At 72.2% G+C, this 16,729-nt stretch carries 13 protein-coding genes; 4 read left to right on the forward strand and 9 right to left on the reverse strand.

Going from position 1 to position 16,729, the window contains the following annotated elements; all coding sequences use genetic code 11:
* Positions 1–12 precede the first annotated feature (12 nt).
* Together pcrA and ACZ6X9_RS04495 are read right to left on the reverse strand one after the other, a co-directional pair.
* Positions 13–2,460, reverse strand: coding sequence for a DNA helicase PcrA (gene pcrA / locus ACZ6X9_RS04490; protein WP_469776389.1), 2,448 nt, complete (start codon positions 2,458–2,460; stop codon positions 13–15).
* 81 nt (positions 2,461–2,541) lie between these two features.
* Positions 2,542–2,904: a hypothetical protein gene (locus tag ACZ6X9_RS04495; RefSeq protein ID WP_469776390.1), complete on the reverse strand. Its 363-nt coding sequence runs from the start codon at positions 2,902–2,904 to the stop codon at positions 2,542–2,544.
* 322 nt (positions 2,905–3,226) lie between these two features.
* Here ACZ6X9_RS04495 and ACZ6X9_RS04500 point away from each other — a divergent pair, with 322 nt between their 5' ends.
* Entirely contained in the window at positions 3,227–4,315 is a 1,089-nt protein-coding gene (locus tag ACZ6X9_RS04500; protein ID WP_469776655.1) for a C40 family peptidase, read from the forward strand.
* Between the two features lie 30 nt (positions 4,316–4,345).
* Here ACZ6X9_RS04500 and ACZ6X9_RS04505 read toward each other — a convergent pair whose 3' ends face one another.
* The 4 genes from ACZ6X9_RS04505 to ACZ6X9_RS04520 form a co-directional block, all read right to left on the reverse strand.
* Positions 4,346–5,464, reverse strand: a complete 1,119-nt coding sequence (locus ACZ6X9_RS04505; RefSeq protein WP_469776391.1) for an alpha/beta hydrolase — start codon at positions 5,462–5,464, stop codon at positions 4,346–4,348.
* Between the two features lie 131 nt (positions 5,465–5,595).
* Positions 5,596–6,288, reverse strand: a complete 693-nt coding sequence (locus tag ACZ6X9_RS04510) for a LuxR C-terminal-related transcriptional regulator (protein ID WP_469776392.1) — start codon at positions 6,286–6,288, stop codon at positions 5,596–5,598.
* The gene (locus ACZ6X9_RS04515; RefSeq protein WP_469776393.1) at positions 6,285–7,592 is read right to left on the reverse strand and encodes a PspC domain-containing protein; all 1,308 of its coding nucleotides are present in this window, start codon (positions 7,590–7,592) and stop codon (positions 6,285–6,287) included. Before ACZ6X9_RS04515 ends, ACZ6X9_RS04510 begins: the two co-directional genes overlap by 4 nt.
* Before the next feature lie 150 nt (positions 7,593–7,742).
* On the reverse strand, positions 7,743–9,482 hold the full coding sequence (locus ACZ6X9_RS04520) for a serine/threonine-protein kinase (RefSeq protein WP_469776394.1): 1,740 nt from the start codon (positions 9,480–9,482) through the stop codon (positions 7,743–7,745).
* Between the two features lie 132 nt (positions 9,483–9,614).
* Here ACZ6X9_RS04520 and ACZ6X9_RS04525 point away from each other — a divergent pair, with 132 nt between their 5' ends.
* Complete coding sequence (locus ACZ6X9_RS04525) at positions 9,615–10,943, forward strand: PspC domain-containing protein (protein WP_469776395.1); 1,329 nt, start codon at positions 9,615–9,617, stop codon at positions 10,941–10,943.
* Positions 10,930–11,154 carry a hypothetical protein gene (locus ACZ6X9_RS04530; protein ID WP_469776396.1) on the forward strand — a complete coding sequence of 75 codons (225 nt, stop codon included), beginning with the start codon at positions 10,930–10,932 and terminating at the stop codon, positions 11,152–11,154. The genes ACZ6X9_RS04525 and ACZ6X9_RS04530 overlap by 14 nt, the downstream gene beginning before the upstream one ends.
* Positions 11,155–11,266: 112 nt before the next feature.
* Here ACZ6X9_RS04530 and ACZ6X9_RS04535 read toward each other — a convergent pair whose 3' ends face one another.
* Together ACZ6X9_RS04535 and guaA are read right to left on the reverse strand one after the other, a co-directional pair.
* A complete protein-coding gene (locus ACZ6X9_RS04535; protein WP_469776656.1) occupies positions 11,267–11,803 on the reverse strand; it encodes a DoxX family protein in 537 nt (178 codons plus the stop codon).
* Between the two features lie 203 nt (positions 11,804–12,006).
* A complete protein-coding gene (gene guaA, locus ACZ6X9_RS04540) occupies positions 12,007–13,602 on the reverse strand; it encodes a glutamine-hydrolyzing GMP synthase (RefSeq protein WP_469776397.1) in 1,596 nt (531 codons plus the stop codon).
* Positions 13,603–13,921: 319 nt separating this feature from the next.
* On the opposite strand from guaA, the gene ACZ6X9_RS04545 reads away from it, so the two are divergent.
* Complete coding sequence (locus ACZ6X9_RS04545) at positions 13,922–14,221, forward strand: chorismate mutase (protein ID WP_469776398.1); 300 nt, start codon at positions 13,922–13,924, stop codon at positions 14,219–14,221.
* Between the two features lie 670 nt (positions 14,222–14,891).
* Here the strand turns inward: ACZ6X9_RS04545 and ACZ6X9_RS04550 are convergent.
* On the reverse strand, positions 14,892–16,679 hold the full coding sequence (locus tag ACZ6X9_RS04550) for a GMC oxidoreductase (protein ID WP_469776399.1): 1,788 nt from the start codon (positions 16,677–16,679) through the stop codon (positions 14,892–14,894).
* Positions 16,680–16,729: the final 50 nt, after the last annotated feature.

Raw genomic sequence — 16,729 nt, forward strand, 5'->3', positions numbered from 1 at the left:
CCCGCCGTCCGGCTACAGCTTCTCGACCGGCGCGTAGCGCAGCAGCAGGCGCTTGGGCTTCTCCTGGCCGAAGTCGATCGTCGCCTCGGCGTTGTCCCCGCTGCCCTTGACCCCGACGACCGTGCCGAGGCCGAACGAGTCGTGGGTGACCCGGTCGCCGATCGCCAGCGCCACCACCGGACGGTCCTTGGCACGCCGCGTCGCGAAACCGCTCGGCCCCGCCGCGCCCCGCCCGCCGCTCCGCGAGGAGGACCGGCCGGAGGCGATCCCGGACACCGAGGCCGACGGGGTGGCGGCCCCGGTGCGGCGCCACTCCACGTACCGGTCGGGGATCTCTTCCAGGAAGCGGGACGGCGGGTTGTAGGCGGGCGTGCCCCAGGCGCTGCGCATGCTCGACCGGGTCAGGTAGAGCCGTTCGCGGGCCCGGGTGATGCCCACGTAGGCGAGGCGCCGCTCCTCCTCCAGCTCCTTGGCCTGGCCGAGGGCGCGCATGTGCGGGAAGACGCCGTCCTCCATGCCGGTGAGGAAGACGACCGGGAATTCCAGGCCCTTGGCGGTGTGCAGGGTCATCAGCGTGATGACGCCCGTGCCTTCCGTGTCTTCGTCGGGGATCTGGTCGGAGTCGGCGACCAGGGCCACCTTCTCCAGGAAGTCGGCGAGGGTGCCCGGCTCACCCTCGGCCCGCTCCTGCTCGAACTCCAGGGCCACCGCCGCGAGTTCCTGCAGGTTCTCGATCCGGGTCTCGTCCTGCGGATCGGTGGACGACTGGAGCTCGGCGAGGTAGCCGGTGCGCTCCAGGACCGCTTCCAGGACGGTGGCCGGTCCGGCGCCCGACTCGACGATCGTCCGGAGCTCGTCCATCAGGACGTTGAAGCGCTTGACGGCGTTGGCCGAGCGGGCGGCCATGCCGTAGGCGTCGTCGACGCGCCGCAGCGCCTGGGGGAAGCTGATCTTCTCTCGCAGGGCGAGCGCGTCGATCATGGCCTCGGCGCGCTCGCCGATGCCGCGCTTGGGCACGTTGAGGATCCGGCGCAGCGGCACGGTGTCCTCGGGGTTGGCCAGGACGCGCAGATAGGCGAGGACGTCCCGGACCTCCTTGCGCTCGTAGAAGCGCACGCCGCCGACGACCTTGTAGGGCAGGCCGACGCGGATGAAGATCTCTTCGAACACGCGGGACTGGGCGTTGGTCCGGTAGAAGATCGCGACGTCGCCGGCCTTGGCGTCGCCGGCGTCGGTCAGCCGGTCGATCTCGTCGGCGACGAACTGGGCCTCGTCGTGCTCGGTGTCGGCCACGTAACCGGTGATCGCGGAACCGGCGCCGGCCTCGGTCCAGAGGTTCTTCGGGCGGCGGTTCTCGTTGCGCTCGATGACCGCGTTGGCGGCGCTCAGGATCGTCTGCGTGGAGCGGTAGTTCTGCTCCAGCAGGATCGTCGTGGCGTCCGGGTAGTCCTCCTCGAACTGGAGGATGTTGCGGATGGTGGCGCCGCGGAAGGCGTAGATGGACTGGTCGGCGTCGCCGACGACGCACAGCTCGCCGGGGCCCTCCTCGCCCGCCGTCGCCGGAGTGCCCACCAGCTCGCGGATCAGCGTGTACTGGGCGTGGTTGGTGTCCTGGTACTCGTCGACCAGGACGTGCCGGAAGCGGCGCCGGTAGTGCTCGGCGACGTCCGGGAACGCCTGGAGCAGGTGGACCGTGGTCATGATGATGTCGTCGAAGTCGAGCGCGTTGGCCTCGCGCAGCCTCGACTGGTACATCGCGTACGCCTCGGCGAGGGTCTTCTCGAACCCGTCCGTGGCCTGTGCTGCGAACGCCTCTTCGTCGATCAGCTCGTTCTTGAGGTTGGAGACCTTCGCGCTGAACGACTTCGGCGGGAACTTCTTCGGGTCGAGGTCCAGGTCGCGGCAGACCAGGGCCATGAGCCGCTTGGAGTCGGCGGCGTCGTAGATCGAGAAGGACGACGTGAAGCCGAGCTTCTTGCTCTCCCGGCGCAGGATCCGGACGCAGGCGCTGTGGAACGTCATCACCCACATCGCGTTGGCCCGGGGGCCGACGAGCTGCTCGACGCGCTCCTTCATCTCGCCCGCGGCCTTGTTGGTGAAGGTGATCGCGAGGATCTGCCCGGGGTGGACGCCCCGGGCGCCGAGGAGGTGGGCGATGCGGTGGGTGAGGACGCGGGTCTTGCCCGATCCCGCGCCCGCGACGATGAGCAGCGGGGAGCCGGAGTGCACCACGGCGGCGCGCTGCTGCTCGTTCATGCCCTCCAGCAGCGCGGCGGGGTCCACGACGGGGCGCGGGGCGCCGTCGCGGTAGTAGGCCTCCCGGGGGGCGGGCGCGTCGAAGGCGCCGCCGAAGAGGTCGTCCGGCAGCGGCTCGGGGGCCGTGTCCTCCGGAGGAGGCGGCGGCTCCTCGTCGGAGGGGACGAGATCCGCCAGGAAGCTGTCGTCAAAGAGGCTGCTCATCGTCATCCGAGTCTAGGCGGCCCCACTGACAACCCGTCCCTCCCCGGCCTCCGGGGGCCGGGGAGGGACGGGTGGCACGGGTCACGTCCAGAGCACGGCGATGAAGACGTCCGCCGTGGTCAGCGCCCCGACCGCGCCGAAGGCGGCGGTCCCGGCCCGCTCCTCTCCTTCCTGGTCCCGGTTCAGGTAGACGAGGGCGAGCACGACCATCAGCAGGGTCAGTTTCAGGCCGATCTTGAGCATGTTCACCGCGTCGTCCTGCGCGCGGTGCAGACCGACCAGCGCCATGCCGGTGACCAGCATGGTGAGGGCGCCGTGCAGCATCGGGGGAACCATCCGGGCCTCGCCCTTGCCCATGGCCTTCACCTGGGTCAGGAAGCCGCCGAGCAGGGCGGCGATACCGATGATGTGCAGGCCGATCATGGCGTGAATCAGAAGGTCCATGGAGGCCGACCCTAGCCGGAAGACCGAGCTCCCCATAAACCGGGGCCATAGCACCAACTACCCCGTAATCGGGCAAAGATCATCGATTCGGTCACTCCTGAATCGAATCCTTCCGTGAGGTCGAGGAGTTCCCGGCTCGCACCAGTCGATTCACTGCCGGTTCCGGCCATTAACAGTCATGTGCGTTACCGGCGGATCTCGCGGTTTAGCGTCCTGCCCCAGACGGCGATGGCCTGGCCCCTCTGTACCTCCCCTTTCCGTGGCGCGGGCCGCCGCCCCAGCCCCCAGCCTGCCGCCGGACAGGAAGGAAGTGACGGCCACCGTGGCCTCGCACCGCAAGCCCAAGCACCGCCCGCTCCTCAGCGGCACCGCCCGGACGGCGGCCGGCCTCGCCCTGGCGGGCGCGGCCACCGTCACCACGCTCGACGGCACCGGCCACGCGGCGCCGCAGCGGCGGCCGGACGAGGTGAAGGCACAGGTCACGCGCTACTACCGGCAGGCCGAGGTGGCGACGGAGCGGTACAACGGGGCGAAGGAGCGCACGGACCGGGCCCGGGCCGTGCTCGACGGCCTCCAGGACGACGCCGCCCGCCGGACGGAACGGCTCAACGCCGCCCGCGACGCCCTCGGGTCGTACGCCACGGCCCAGTACCGCGCCGGAGGCATCCCGCCCTCGGTCCGGCTGCTGCTCTCGTCCTCGCCGCGGCACTTCCTGGACCAGGCGTCGATGGCCGAGCGCACCGGAGCCCGTGAGGCCTCCGAGGTGGCCCGGGTGCGGGAGGAGGTCCGGCAGGTCCGACAGGTACGGACCACGGCCGAGGCCAAGCTGCGGGAGCTCGAGGCCGAGCGGAACGCGCTCGCGCACCACCGGCACACGGTCGAGGCCAAGCTGGCCGCCGCCCGGGAGCTGCTCCGCACACTGCCGCCCGCCACGCGGCCCGCCGCCGACGGGCAGGAGGGCACGAGCGGCGGCCACCCCGCCGGACGCTCGGCGGCGCCCGCCCCGGCGTCGCGCTCCGCGGGCGCGCGCCCGACGGAGAGGCCCGCCGGGCACGCCCCGACGGGCCGCGCGGCGCAGGCCGTGGCCTTCGCCTACGGGGCGCTCGGCAAGCCCTACGTCTGGGGTGCCACCGGGCCCTCCGGCTACGACTGCTCGGGGCTGACGCAGGCGGCCTGGCGAGCGGCCGGCGTCGCGCTGCCACGCACCACCTACACCCAGATCAACTCCGGGCACCGGGTCAGCCGGTCCGGGCTGGCCCCCGGCGACCTGGTGTTCTTCTACTCCGGCGTGAGCCATGTCGGCCTCTACATCGGCGGCGGGAAGATGATCCACGCCCCGCATCCGGGGGCGCCGGTCAGCATCGCGTCCGTGGGCTCGATGCCCTTCGCCGGAGCGGTCAGACCCGCGTAGCCGGCCACCGGGCCGGGAACCGGTGTCGGCTCAGGGGGTCAACTGTTTGGTGAGCCACCGGAAGACCTCGGGGACCTGCTCCTTCCAGACGGCCGTGTTGTGGCCGCCGGCGTCGGCCGGGATCTCCTTGACCTCCACGGTGGTCGGCAGCTTCGCCACCTTCTTGATGTCCATACCGGCCCGGTAGCCGTCGCGCTCGCTGCCCGAGAAGAACAGCGCCACGGGCGGCGGCGTCTTGGCCCGCCTGAGCATCCGCTGCGGGTTGTTCGCCCGGCGGAGGTCGAGGGTCTTCGCCGTGAGCGAGGCACGGACGCCGGCGGGATCGTTGTAGCCGGAGAGGCTGACGCCGGCGTGGAAGCGGTCGGGGTGGGCGATGGTCAGCTTGGCGGCGCAGTGCGCGCCCGCCGAGTAGCCGGCGACGCCCCAGGCCTCGGGCTTGTCGCTGACGCGGAAGTTGTCGACGACCATCTTGCGGACGTCGAAGCTGAGCCAGGTGTCGGCGTTGACCGTGCCCGGTGTGTTGGCGCAGCCGGTGTCGACCTTGCCGCCGAGGAGGGTGGTGCGGGGCGCGACGATGATGAAGGGCTGTATCTCACCCTTCTCCATCATGGGCTTGAGCTGTTCGTTGACCTTCAGGGTGCCGAACCAGGCCTTCGCCGAGCCGGGGAAGCCGGGCAGCACCTCCACCACGGGGAACTTCTTGTCCTTGAACGCGGGGTCGTCGTACTGCGGCGGCGTCCAGACGTAGACCTCGCCGCTCACGCCCGAGACGGCGCCCTTGAGCTGGGTCTGCCGGACGCCCTCTCCCATGCGCGAGTCGGAGACGTTCTTGAACTTCTGGACGACCTTCGGCAGGTCCTTCAGCTTCTTGCCGCCGGTGCCGTCGGCCCCCAGGTCGGCGGCCGAGGCGACGTGGTTGCCGGTACCGAGGAGGTCGTCCCAGTCGTCGTACAGGCCGTTGGCGTTGTTGACGACCACGAAGACCATGGTGATCGCGGTGGCCTGGGCGAAGAGCAGCATCAGCAGCCGTGCGACGTACCGGACGATCCGTGGGCCCGGAATCCTGCTCCACACCAGCAACGGCAGCACGAGTGCCACCACGACCAGAACGATCGTGGTCACGAAAAAGGGCGTCCCCATCAGGCTCATCGAGTCAACGGCTCTCGTTTCCGGCGTCGAGCCCGGTACGGGCCCCGGCCCTACCTCACGAGAGCCGTTCACCCTCTGTAGAGGGGAGCCGTGTGACTACGGTTCCCTTCTGTGACAGAAGGTGCCATCTCTCACACCAGGCGCCGTGCCGCCGCCCATCGGGTCAGCTCGTGCCGGTTGGACAACTGGAGCTTGCGCAGCACCGCCGACACATGGGATTCGACCGTCTTCACCGAGATGAAGAGCTGTTTGGCGATCTCCTTGTACGCGTACCCACGCGCGATCAGACGCAGCACCTCGCGCTCACGCTGCGTAAGGCGGTCGAGGTCCTCGTCGACGGGCGGGGCGTCGGTCGAGGCGAACGCGTCGAGGACGAAGCCGGCCAGCCGCGGGGAGAACACCGCGTCACCGTCCCGGACCCGGAAGATGGCCGCGATCAGGTCGGCCCCCGTGATCGTCTTGGTCACATAGCCCCGCGCCCCGCCGCGGATGACCCCGATGACGTCCTCCGCGGCGTCGGACACGGACAGCGCGAGGAAACGGACCGGCTCCTCGGCCGCCGACATCAGGGCGGCACAGCGGCGCAGCACCTCCACACCGCCGCCACCGGGCAGGTGGACGTCCAGCAGGACGACCTCGGGGCGGGTGGCGGTGATGACGGTGACGGCCTGGTCGACGTCGGCGGCCTCGCCGACGACCTCGACGCCCGTCCGGTCGGTGACCCCGATCTCGGCCTGCACCCCGGTGCGGAACATGCGGTGGTCGTCCACCAGGACCACCCGGACCCGTCGCTCCTCCGGTTCGGCCGTCGTCCCGTTCGTCATGTCGTCTGTTCCGCCCTCTCCATCTCCAGCTCCACTTCCGTCCCCCCGTCGGGAACGGAGCGCAGGCGCGCGGTGCCCCCGTTGCGCTGCATTCTGCCGATGATCGACTCGCGGACCCCCATCCGGTCGTCGGGCACGGCGTCCAGGTCGAAGCCCGGCCCCCTGTCGCGCACCGAGACGAAGACCGTACGCCCTTCGACTTCGGCGTAGACCTGGACCGCCCCGCCCTCGCCACCGTACTTGGCGGCGTTGACCATGGCCTCGCGCGCGGCCTGCATCTGCGCCCGCAGCCCTTCGTCGAGCGGGCAGTCGCCGACCACGACCACCTCCAGGGGGACGCCGTGGTGGTCCTCGACGGCCGCGGCGGTGGCTCGCACGGCCTCGGCCAGCGTCTCGGGCTCGTCCGACTCGTCCCTGCCGTGGCCCTCGGGGTTGTAGAGCCAGGCGCGCAGCTCCCGCTCCTGGGCACGGGCCAGGCGGGCCACCTCCCGCGAGTCGTCGGCGTTGCGCTGTATCAGGGTGAGCGTGTGCAGTACCGAGTCGTGGACGTGTGCGGCGACTTCGGCACGCTCCTGGGCGCGGATGCGCATGGTGCGCTCGGCGGACAGGTCCTGCGTCATGCGCACCACGGAGGGGCCGGCCAGCAGCGCTATGCCGACGAGGACCGCGAGCGACGCCTGCAGGACGGTGCCCAGGTGCTCGGCCGACCCCTGCAGGACGACGATGCCGGTCACCCCGGCACCGACCAGCAGGACACCGGCCGCGCCACGGGCGAGCGGCAGGACGCGTTTGCGCCTGCTGACCTCCACCCAGTGGGCGCGCCGGGCGTTGTCCGCCTGCCGCCAGACCAGGGCGACGCCCGCTCCTATCAGGATCAGCGGCCAGACGTAGACGTTGGCGCGGCCGAGGTGCATCCGGTCCAGGAAGATCGCTACGCCCACGATGAGCGCGACGAGAGCGAAGACCTGGCCCCGGTCGGGCTTGCGGGTGAACAGACGCCGCCGGCCGCCGGGCGCCGCGCCGCCGGCCGGCCGGCGCACCTCCACGCCGCCCACACCGAGCGGCACGACGAACCAGAAGACCGCGTAGAGCAGCGCGCCGATGCCCTGCGCCATGAGCAGGGCGACGAAGACGAGCCGCACCCAGGAGACCGGCATCCCCAGATGTCCGGCGAGACCGCGCGCCACGCCGCCGAGCATCCGGCCCTCGGCGCTGCGGTAGAGCTTGCGCAGCGGCACGGTGTCGGAGGCGGCGGGTGCGTAGGCACCGCCGGGTCGGGGCTGCGTCGTCGATGCGCCGGTCATGGCACGATCGTCACACGGCGTGGCCGCCCACGGTATCGGGGTCGTCCCTGACCGAACCCCGATCCATCCCCGACACGACCCTGCCCGTGCCCCTTACGCGGTCCCTTGTGTGAGCCTTCGGGGGCCGGCGGGGCTCCCGCGGGACTCCCGTCAGTGCCGGAGCACCCGGAAGCCGTCCCGGACCGTGTCGAAGACCGGACGGTGGCGGTCCCACTCGGCCGAGGGTGCGGAGAGGTACACGGCGTACTCGTCGCCGCCCGCGCGGCCGAAGCCCAGGTCGATGGCCCGGAACGGGCGGGCACGCCCCTTGAACGCGAACTCCCAGACGGCGGCCGGGTCGCCGCGGTAGGAGGTGGCCTGCATCCGGAGCCGTCGGTAGTCGCCGACCTCCGTCCTGACCTGCCGTTCGACGTCCTGCCAGTGCTTCAGCGGGTCGGGGCTCGCCAGGTCCAGGACATTGACCTTCAGGCCGACGAGACCGCCGGGGGCGATGTAGTTCACCTCGACGGCCGACTTCTCCTTGCGGGTCCAGCCCTTCGGCACCGGGAAGGCGACCCCGAGACGCTTCTCGGTCACCAGGCGGTACCCGGACGGCACGGGAGGCGGCGACCAAGGGGAAGGCGGTGGCGTGGAGGACGCGGGCGGGGCCGTGCCGGGCCTCGGCGGCGGCACGGCGGAATCCTCCGTCCCGTCGGGCAGGAGAAGGTAGGCGCCGACCGCGGCCACGGCACCCAGCAGGGCCGCCGCGCCGATCCACCTGCCGGCCCGTCGCCGCCCGCCGGACGGGCGTCCGGGTCCGGACCGGTCGACGGAAGAGGAAGAGGAAAGAGCAGGGGAAGGGGTCGCGTCGGCGGAACCGGAGGCAGGTGCGGGCACGGGCGGGACGACGGCGGTGGGCCCCGTCCGCCGCGGGCCCGGTACCGGTGCGGAAGCGGAGGGCCGTGCCCCGGGGAGGGGGTGCGGCGGCGTCAGGGCGGTGGTGGCCTCGGACCGCTCGACGAACCCGTCCCACCGCTTCGCGGGACGGACCGTGTCCGGCTCGGCGGCGGGTTCGCTCAGAATCTGTTCGACCAGGTCGGCGGGGGGCCGCAGCTCCGGGTCCCGGGAGAGCAGGGTCTCGATCAGCCGGGTCAGCGGGCCCGCGCGCAGCGGGGGTTCCAACGGGTCCACGGCGATGGCGTACGCCGTCTCGATGGGCGTGGGCCGGTGGTACGGCGCCCGGCCCTCGACCGCCTCGTACAGCGTGGCACCCAGCGCCCACAGGTCCGAGGCCGGACCCGGCCGTGCTCCCCTGACCCGCTCGGGCGCGATGTAGTCGATGGAACCGACCATCTCGCCGGTCTTGGTGAGCGTGGAGTTCCCGGCCAGGTGCGCGATGCCGAAGTCGGTGAGCACGACGCGGCCGTCCTCGCCGAGCAGCACGTTCCCCGGCTTGACGTCGCGATGCAGGACGTCGGCCGCGTGGGCGGCCCGCAGCGCGGCGATCATCCCGCGCCCGACGCGGGCCGCCTCCTCCGGCGTCACGGGCCCTTGCTTGAGGACGTCGCCAAGGGTCTTCGACGGTACGTGCTCCATCACGATGCACGGCAGCCCCTCGTCCTCGACCACGTCGTGGACGACGACCACGTTGGGGTGGCTGATCCGCGCCGCGCTGCGCGCCTCGCGGCGGGTGCGCTCGTAGAGAGTGGCCAGTTCGTCCTCGTCCAGCCCGTGGGAGACGTGCAACTGTTTGACCGCGACGCGGCGACCCAGCAGTTCGTCCTCGGCGAGCCATACGGTGCCCATGCCGCCGCGGCCGATGCGCCGGACCAGCCGGTACCGGTCCGCGAGCAGGCGGCCGGGGACCGGGCCGGGCACGCCGGCCGACGCACCCGCCACTGACTCGAACACCGCGCGCCCCTCCGAATGACGACATTCCGTTCGATGCGCCACCCTAACGGCCCCGGTCTCAGGGTCGATCTCAGGGAAGGGCCAGGGTCATCACGGATGCCGCCCGGCGGCCGCGGTTGACACCATGTGCTCATGACCGACGTACCGCCCACCGACAACCCGCGGCACGGGGACGCGCCACCCGCCGTCCCCCGGCCGTCGCTGCGGCGCAGCCGCGACCACAAGGTGCTCTCCGGCGTGTGCGGAGGCCTGGGCCGCTTCTTCGACCTGGATCCGGTGATCTTCCGGGTGGTCCTGGGGGTCCTGGGGGTCACCGGTGGTTTCGGCCTGATCGTCTACGGCTTCGCGTGGCTGCTGGTCCCGGCGGAGGGCGAGGAGGAGAACGAGGCGCGCCGGATGCTGTCCGGCCGGGTGGACGGCCCGGCGCTGACGGCGGTGCTGTGCGCGCTGGTGGGCTGCGGGCTGTTCCTGTCCATGCTCAACAACAGTGGTGCCATGTCGTTCTCGCTGATGCTGACCGTGGCGCTGGTCGGGACGGCGTACTGGTCGCAGCAGCGCCGGACGCCCGAGGCGGACGAGGAGACGGCCGCGGTGCCCGGTGCCGCGCGGCCGGCGAAGGCGCAGAAGACGGTGGACGCGCCGCCCGAGACCCAGGCTCCCCCGCCGCCGGTCGCTCCGTCCTGGTGGCGGGATCCGGTCCTCCATGTGGAGGTGGCCGGGCTGCCGTTCCACGGCACCGGTTACCTGTGGGGGCCGGACGACGGCCCGAAAGACGCCGCCCGGGGGAAGGAACGGCGGGTGCGTCCGGCCCGGGACGGACGGCAGCTCGGCGGCTGGACGGCCCTGCTGTCCCTGGTGGCGTTCTCGGCCGGCACCGGCCTGACCTGGCACGGGCACCCCCTGGGCACCTCGCTGGAGACGGGCCTGGCGTGCGCGCTGGCCGTCTACGGCCTGGGCATAGCCGTCAGCTCCCGCTACGGCCGCACCGGTGGCGTAACGGTCACCATGGCCGTACTGACCGCGCTGCTGCTGGTGGGGGCGGCCGCCCTGCCGAAGTCGGTGACCGCGGAGTGGCGCCGGATGACCTGGCGGCCCGCGAACGCGGCGGAGCTCCGGCCGGAGTACCGGATCGGCACCGGCGTGGGCACCCTCGACCTGTCCCGCCTCTCCTGGCCGGCGGCGGGGCGGACGGCCGCGGCCCCCCTGAGCGTCCGCGCCGAGGCGGGAGCCGGACGGCTGACGGTCGTCCTCCCGGACGACGCCACGGCGAAGCTGACCGTCGAAGTGGGCGTCGGATACATCAAGCTGCCCGACGACAAGCGGGACGACGTGGACGTCCGCCCCCGCCAGAACAAGCGGGTGACCGTGGGCCCACGGCCGGGGCACGGCTCGCGCGGCACGCTGGAACTGCGGCTCAAGGCCGGTGTCGGTGAAGTGGAGGTGACCCGTGCGGCGTCATGAGTTCGAACCCGGGAAGCTCATCGTCGGGCTGGTGCTGCTGGGCGGCGGGCTGGCCTACCTCGGGTCGGCGACGGGCCGCTGGCACGTCCCCGCCTTCGTGCTGCTGCCCGCCCTGGTCGGGGGGCTCTGCCTCGCGGGAGCCGCCCAGTCCGTCGGTTTCCTGGTGCGCCGGTACCGGGTCCGTGCCCGGAGGCGAGCCGAACAAGCGTGACGGCGCGCCCCACGCGGAGAGCCCCGCACAGAGAGCCGCGCACGGGAAGCAGCGCACGGGAGTTCCCGGCCGCCGGGAGCCATGACCGGCCCCCGGCGGCGGGGTGCCGGGCTCAGGTGAACAGGGCGCCCCGCCGGGCGCGCGCCCGGCGGCGGAAGAGACCACGTGGGCGGACCGCGTCCAGCGAGAGGAGGGGTGCGCCCGCGATGACCAACGGGAGCCAGGCCATCAGATAGGCGAGGTCGTTGCCGTAGTAGTACGGGCTCGCGGACCAGCCGACCGTCAGCCAGAGGGAGAGCGAGATCAGCGCGCCGCCGGCCGCCGCCACGCGGGCGAACAGGCCGAGCAGCGTGGCCGTGCCCACGGCCGCCTCGCCGATCCCGATCGCCCAGCCGAAACCGACCGGGCTGTGCAGTCCCAGGTCGACCAGCCAGGGAGCGCCGGCGCCGTCCCGGCAGGAGCGCATCAGCTCCCCGAGGGAGCCGGGGCCGTCGCTCGCGAGGAACGCGGCGTCGGTGAGCTTGTCGAGTCCCGCGTACAGGAAGGTGACGCCGAGGAAGAGCCGCAACGGCAGCAGTGCGTACCGGGAGGCCGAGGGACGACGTCCCGTACCTCCGCTCACCGTTTCTCCTCGCCCCAGGAGTGTCATGCCGTCCATCGCTCCTCTCGCTTCCCGGCCCGGGCGGCGCCTGTCCGCCCGCGCCCCGGTCATGCGTCGTACGCCTCCCGACCCTACGCACCTCCGCGACACGCCGTCGGGACGCCGCGGGCCGCCGGACGTGCCCGGAAACGCGACGCCGCCCTTCGTCCACAGTTGTGGACGAAGGGCGGCGGCCGGAACTCAGGGAGGGGTCACTCCCACTCGATCGTCCCCGGCGGCTTGCTCGTCACGTCGAGGACGACGCGGTTGACGTCGCGGACCTCGTTGGTGATGCGGGTGGAGATCTTCGCCAGCGTCTCGTAGGGCAAGCGCGACCAGTCGGCCGTCATCGCGTCCTCGGAGGAGACCGGGCGCAGCACGATCGGGTGGCCGTAGGTGCGGCCGTCGCCCTGGACGCCGACCGAGCGGACGTCGGCCAGCAGGACCACCGGGCACTGCCAGATCTCGCGGTCGAGACCGGCGGCCGTCAGCTCCTCGCGGGCGATGGCGTCGGCCTCGCGGAGCAGGTCGAGGCGCTCCTTGGTGACCTCGCCGACGATGCGGATGCCGAGGCCGGGGCCCGGGAAGGGCTGGCGCTGGACGATCTCGTCGGGGAGGCCGAGCTCCTTGCCGACCATGCGGACCTCGTCCTTGAACAACTGGCGCAGCGGCTCGACGAGCTTGAACTCCAGGTCCTCGGGGAGGCCGCCCACGTTGTGGTGAGACTTGATGTTGGCGGTGCCCGTGCCGCCGCCGGACTCGACGACGTCCGGGTAGAGCGTGCCCTGGACCAGGAACTCGACGGGCTGGTCGTCCGGCGCCTCGGCCACGATCTCGGCCTGGGCCTGCTCGAAGACCCGGATGAACTCCCGACCGATGATCTTCCGCTTCTCCTCCGGGTCGGAGACCCCGGCGAGGGCGGCCAGGAAGCGCTCCTGCGCGTCCACGACCTTGAGCTTGACGCCGGTCGCGGCCACGAAGTCCTTCTCGACCTGCTCGGTCTCGCCCTTGCGCATCAGGCCGTGGTCGACGTAGACGCAGGTCAACTGGGAGCCGATGGCCTTCTGGACGAGGGCCGCGGCGACCGCGGAGTCGACGCCGCCGGACAGGCCGCAGATGGCGCGCTTGGTGCCGACCTGCTCGCGGATGGCCGCGACCTGCTCCTCGATCACGTTGCCCGTGGTCCAGGTGGGCTCGATGCCCGCGCCCCGGTAGAGGAAGTGCTCCAGGACCTGCTGGCCGTGGGTGGAGTGCATCACCTCGGGGTGGTACTGCACGCCGTAGAGCTTCTTCTCGTCGTTCTCGAAGGCGGCGACCGGCACCAGGTCCGTGGACGCGGTGACGGTGAACCCCTCGGGCGCGGCCGAGCACGCGTCACCGTGCGACATCCACACCGGCTGCTCGGCCGGGGTGCCCTCGAAGAGGGTGGAGGAGGGCCGGGAGACGGAGAGCGGCGTGCGGCCGTACTCGCGGGCGCCGGTGTTGTCGACCGTGCCGCCGAGGGTCGTGGCCATCAACTGGAAGCCGTAGCACATGCCGAAGACGGGGACGCCGGCCTCGAAGATCTCGCGGTCGAGGGTCGGGGCGCCCTCTTCGTAGACGGACGAGGGCCCGCCGGAGAGGATGATCGCCTTCGGCTTGCGGGCGAGGATCTCGGCCACCGGCGTGGTGGACGGGACGACCTCGCTGTAGACCCGGGCCTCGCGGACGCGGCGGGCGATGAGCTGGGCGTACTGGGCGCCGAAGTCGACGACGAGGACCGGCTCCGCGGTGTTGTCGTGGGCGGCGGGGGGTGGTGCTGCTGACACGGGAGCGGCCCTTCCGGCGGTCGAGGGTGGGGGGTCTCTATTTGTCGATTCTACCGGGACGGGGGTGGTCGTTTTTGTCTCACCATCCGAATGCGGTTGGTCCCGGGACCGCTCCGGGGCCATACTGTCCGCCATGCGCAAGCACTCGACCTTCGTCTTTACCTATGGCACCGGCCCGTCCGGCTGCCATGGTCGTGCTGCTCAGCGATAGAACAGCGACTTCCACGAGCGCCCCGGGCCGGCCAAGGCCCGGGGCGCTCGTGCGTTTCTCCCCCAGGGCCGTGCCGGCGCCGGGCCCAGGCCCCAGGAGAACACCGACATGAGCACCCCCACCGCCGCCCCGGCCGCCACCGACACCGGCGCCCGCACCGACGAGGCCGCCCGCCTGATCACCGGCGCCCGCGAGCGCATCGACGAGCTCGACGACAGGATCATCGGCCTCGTCCAGGAGCGGATGGCCGTCTCGGAGGAGATCCAGCGCGAGCGCATCGCTTCCGGCGGGCGGCGCGTCAGCCTCTCCCGCGAGATGGAGATCCTCACCCACTACAGCGACCGGCTCGGGAAGAACGGCACCGTCCTCGCGATGACCCTGCTCGACCTCTGCCGGGGCCGCGTCTGACCACCACGAGAGGGCGGGGACCGTACGGGTGGCGGCACGGCGGCGCGGCGGAAACCCGCCGCCCGTCCCGTCACCCGTACGGCGCGTGACCGGGCGCGGACCGCCTTCGTTGGAGTCGGTGTCCGCGCCAGCCAGGAGCGGCTTACCTGAATCCACGCGTGGTCTCCGCCCCTGTTCACCTGGGCGCCCGGCAACGACAGGGCGGATTCCACCGGAGTGTGAGACGTGCGCCGACGCGCGTCGTGGGACCTCACTCCGGTGGTACGGCGGTCGGTCGGCAGGGGACAGCAGCCCGGCCGCCACCAAGGAACGGTCGGTTCCGGGGACGCCTGGAACCGACCGTATCCACCCCGAAGGTTGCGTTCGACGCGGTTCATACCCCACGATGCGAAGAGGGCACCAATTCCCTTGGTCCGTACCGCCATTGGTCGGACCACCGGAAGCGCGCCCCCGCACCGGCCTCGTAGCACCCGGGACGGCACCGTCCCGGCACCGCACCACCCGAGGACCACGGCGCTCCCCCCGGCGCCGTTCCGCGGCACCGGTCCGCCCTGTTCACCGGTGCCGGCTGTCAAGGGCCCCGTGGCCGTCCGCACGCCCCCGCGTAGACGGTCCGGGGCCCTTCGCCTGCCGTGCGCCGTGTGCGACCGGTCGCGCGCGGCGCACGGTCTTACGCCTGGGGCTCCCGGGGTGCGCGTGGCACCGGCGGCACGGGCAGGAACGGCAGCCGCAGCGCCCCGAACGCGCCCTCGGGCACCGCCGGTTGGCGTGGTTCCACGGCGGCCACCCGCTCGTACGCCTTCCCCTGCGCGGGCCGGGGGTCCGCCTCACCCTTGTTGGGCCAGAAGGACATGGCGCGCTCGGCCTGGGCGGTGATGGTCAGCGACGGGTTGACACCGAGGTTGGCGGTGACCGCGGAACCGTCGACCACCGAGATCGACGGGTGACCGTAGACGCGGTGGTACGGATCGATCACGCCCCGGTCGGGACCGGAACCGATCGTGCAGCCGCCCAGGAAGTGGGCGGTCAGCGGCGTGCCCATGAGCTCGCCGACATTGCTGCCGGCGAATCCGTTGATCTCCTCGGCGATCCGGGTCGCCGCCTCCGTCGCCTCGGGGATCTGCACGGGATTGGGCGCCCCGTGCCCCTGCCGCGCCGTGAGCAGCCCCTTGCCCGGGCCGTGTCGACGCCGGTACGTGATCAGGGAGTTGTCGACCGACTGCATCACCAGCCCGATGATCGTCCGCTCGGACCAGCGGCGCTTGGAGAACGACCGCAGCAGGATGACGGGATGGCGCGCGCAGGACGCCGCGAAGCCCAGGACGCGCGGCACCGCCCGGCCGGCGAACGGGACCAGTGGGATGGACAGGAACCCCATCGCGTTGGACCCCTTGCCGTAGCGGACCGGCTCGATGTGCGTGGTCTCGTTGGGGTGCGCCGACGAGGTGATGGCCACGCCGCGGGTGAAGTCCGCCTTCCTGCCGTGCGCCGCGCGGTAGCGGCGGTCGTCGGTCTGGGCGCCGAAGAGCGCTTCGGAGTTGGTCCTGGTCAGGTGGCCCAGGCGAGGTGACAGCCGGGGCAGCAGTCCGCGGTCGCGCATGGTGTGCAGCAGTGTCTGGGTGCCGTAGGTGCCCGCGGCGAGGATCACGTGTTCCGCGCGCAGCACCCGGGGCGGGGCGCCACGCCGCCGGTCGCTGGGCACGGAGACCACGCGACAGCCGCCGGCACGGAGTTCGCTCAGCGCCACGACCTTCGTCAGCGGGTGGATCACGGCGCCGGCCCGTTCGGCGAGGTGGAGGTAGTTCTCGTTGAGGGTGTTCTTCGCGCCGTGCCGGCAGCCGGTCATGCACTCGCCGCACTCGGTGCAGGCGGTGCGCGCGGGTCCCGCGCCCCCGAAGTAGGGGTCGGGGACCTCGGTGCCCGGAGTGACGGGGGTGTTGCCCTCGCCGTCCCGGCCGTCGCCGAAGAAGACGCCCACCGGGGCGGTGTGGAAGGTGTGGCCGAAGCCCATGCGGTCGGCGGCGGCCTTGAGGTGGACGTCGGCGGGTGTCGTCGTGGGGTTGAGCCGGACGCCGAGCATGCGCCGGGCCTGCTCGTAGTACGGCTCCAGCTCCCGCCGCCAGTCGGTGATGTCCGCCCACTGCGGGTCGGTGAAGAAGGACGGCGGCGGGACGTACAGGGTGTTGCCGTAGTTGAGCGAACCGCCGCCGACGCCGGCCCCCGCGAGGACCATCACATGGCCCAGCACGTGGATGCGCTGGATGCCGTAGAGGCCCAGGGCCGGCGCCCACAGGAAGTTCCGCAGGTCCCAGGAGGTCCTGGGCAGGGAGTCGCGGGTGAAGCGCCGGCCCGCCTCCAGCACCCCGACGCGGTAGCCCTTCTCCGACAGCCGGAGGGCCGACACCGCGCCGCCGAAACCGGATCCCACGACGATGACGTCGTAGTCGAACTGTGCCACCAGTACCTCCGTATGCGGTCGGGGTGTCCGGGGGTGCGTGGGGGTGTGCG

Source organism: Streptomyces sp. NPDC052910 (assembly GCF_055585605.1).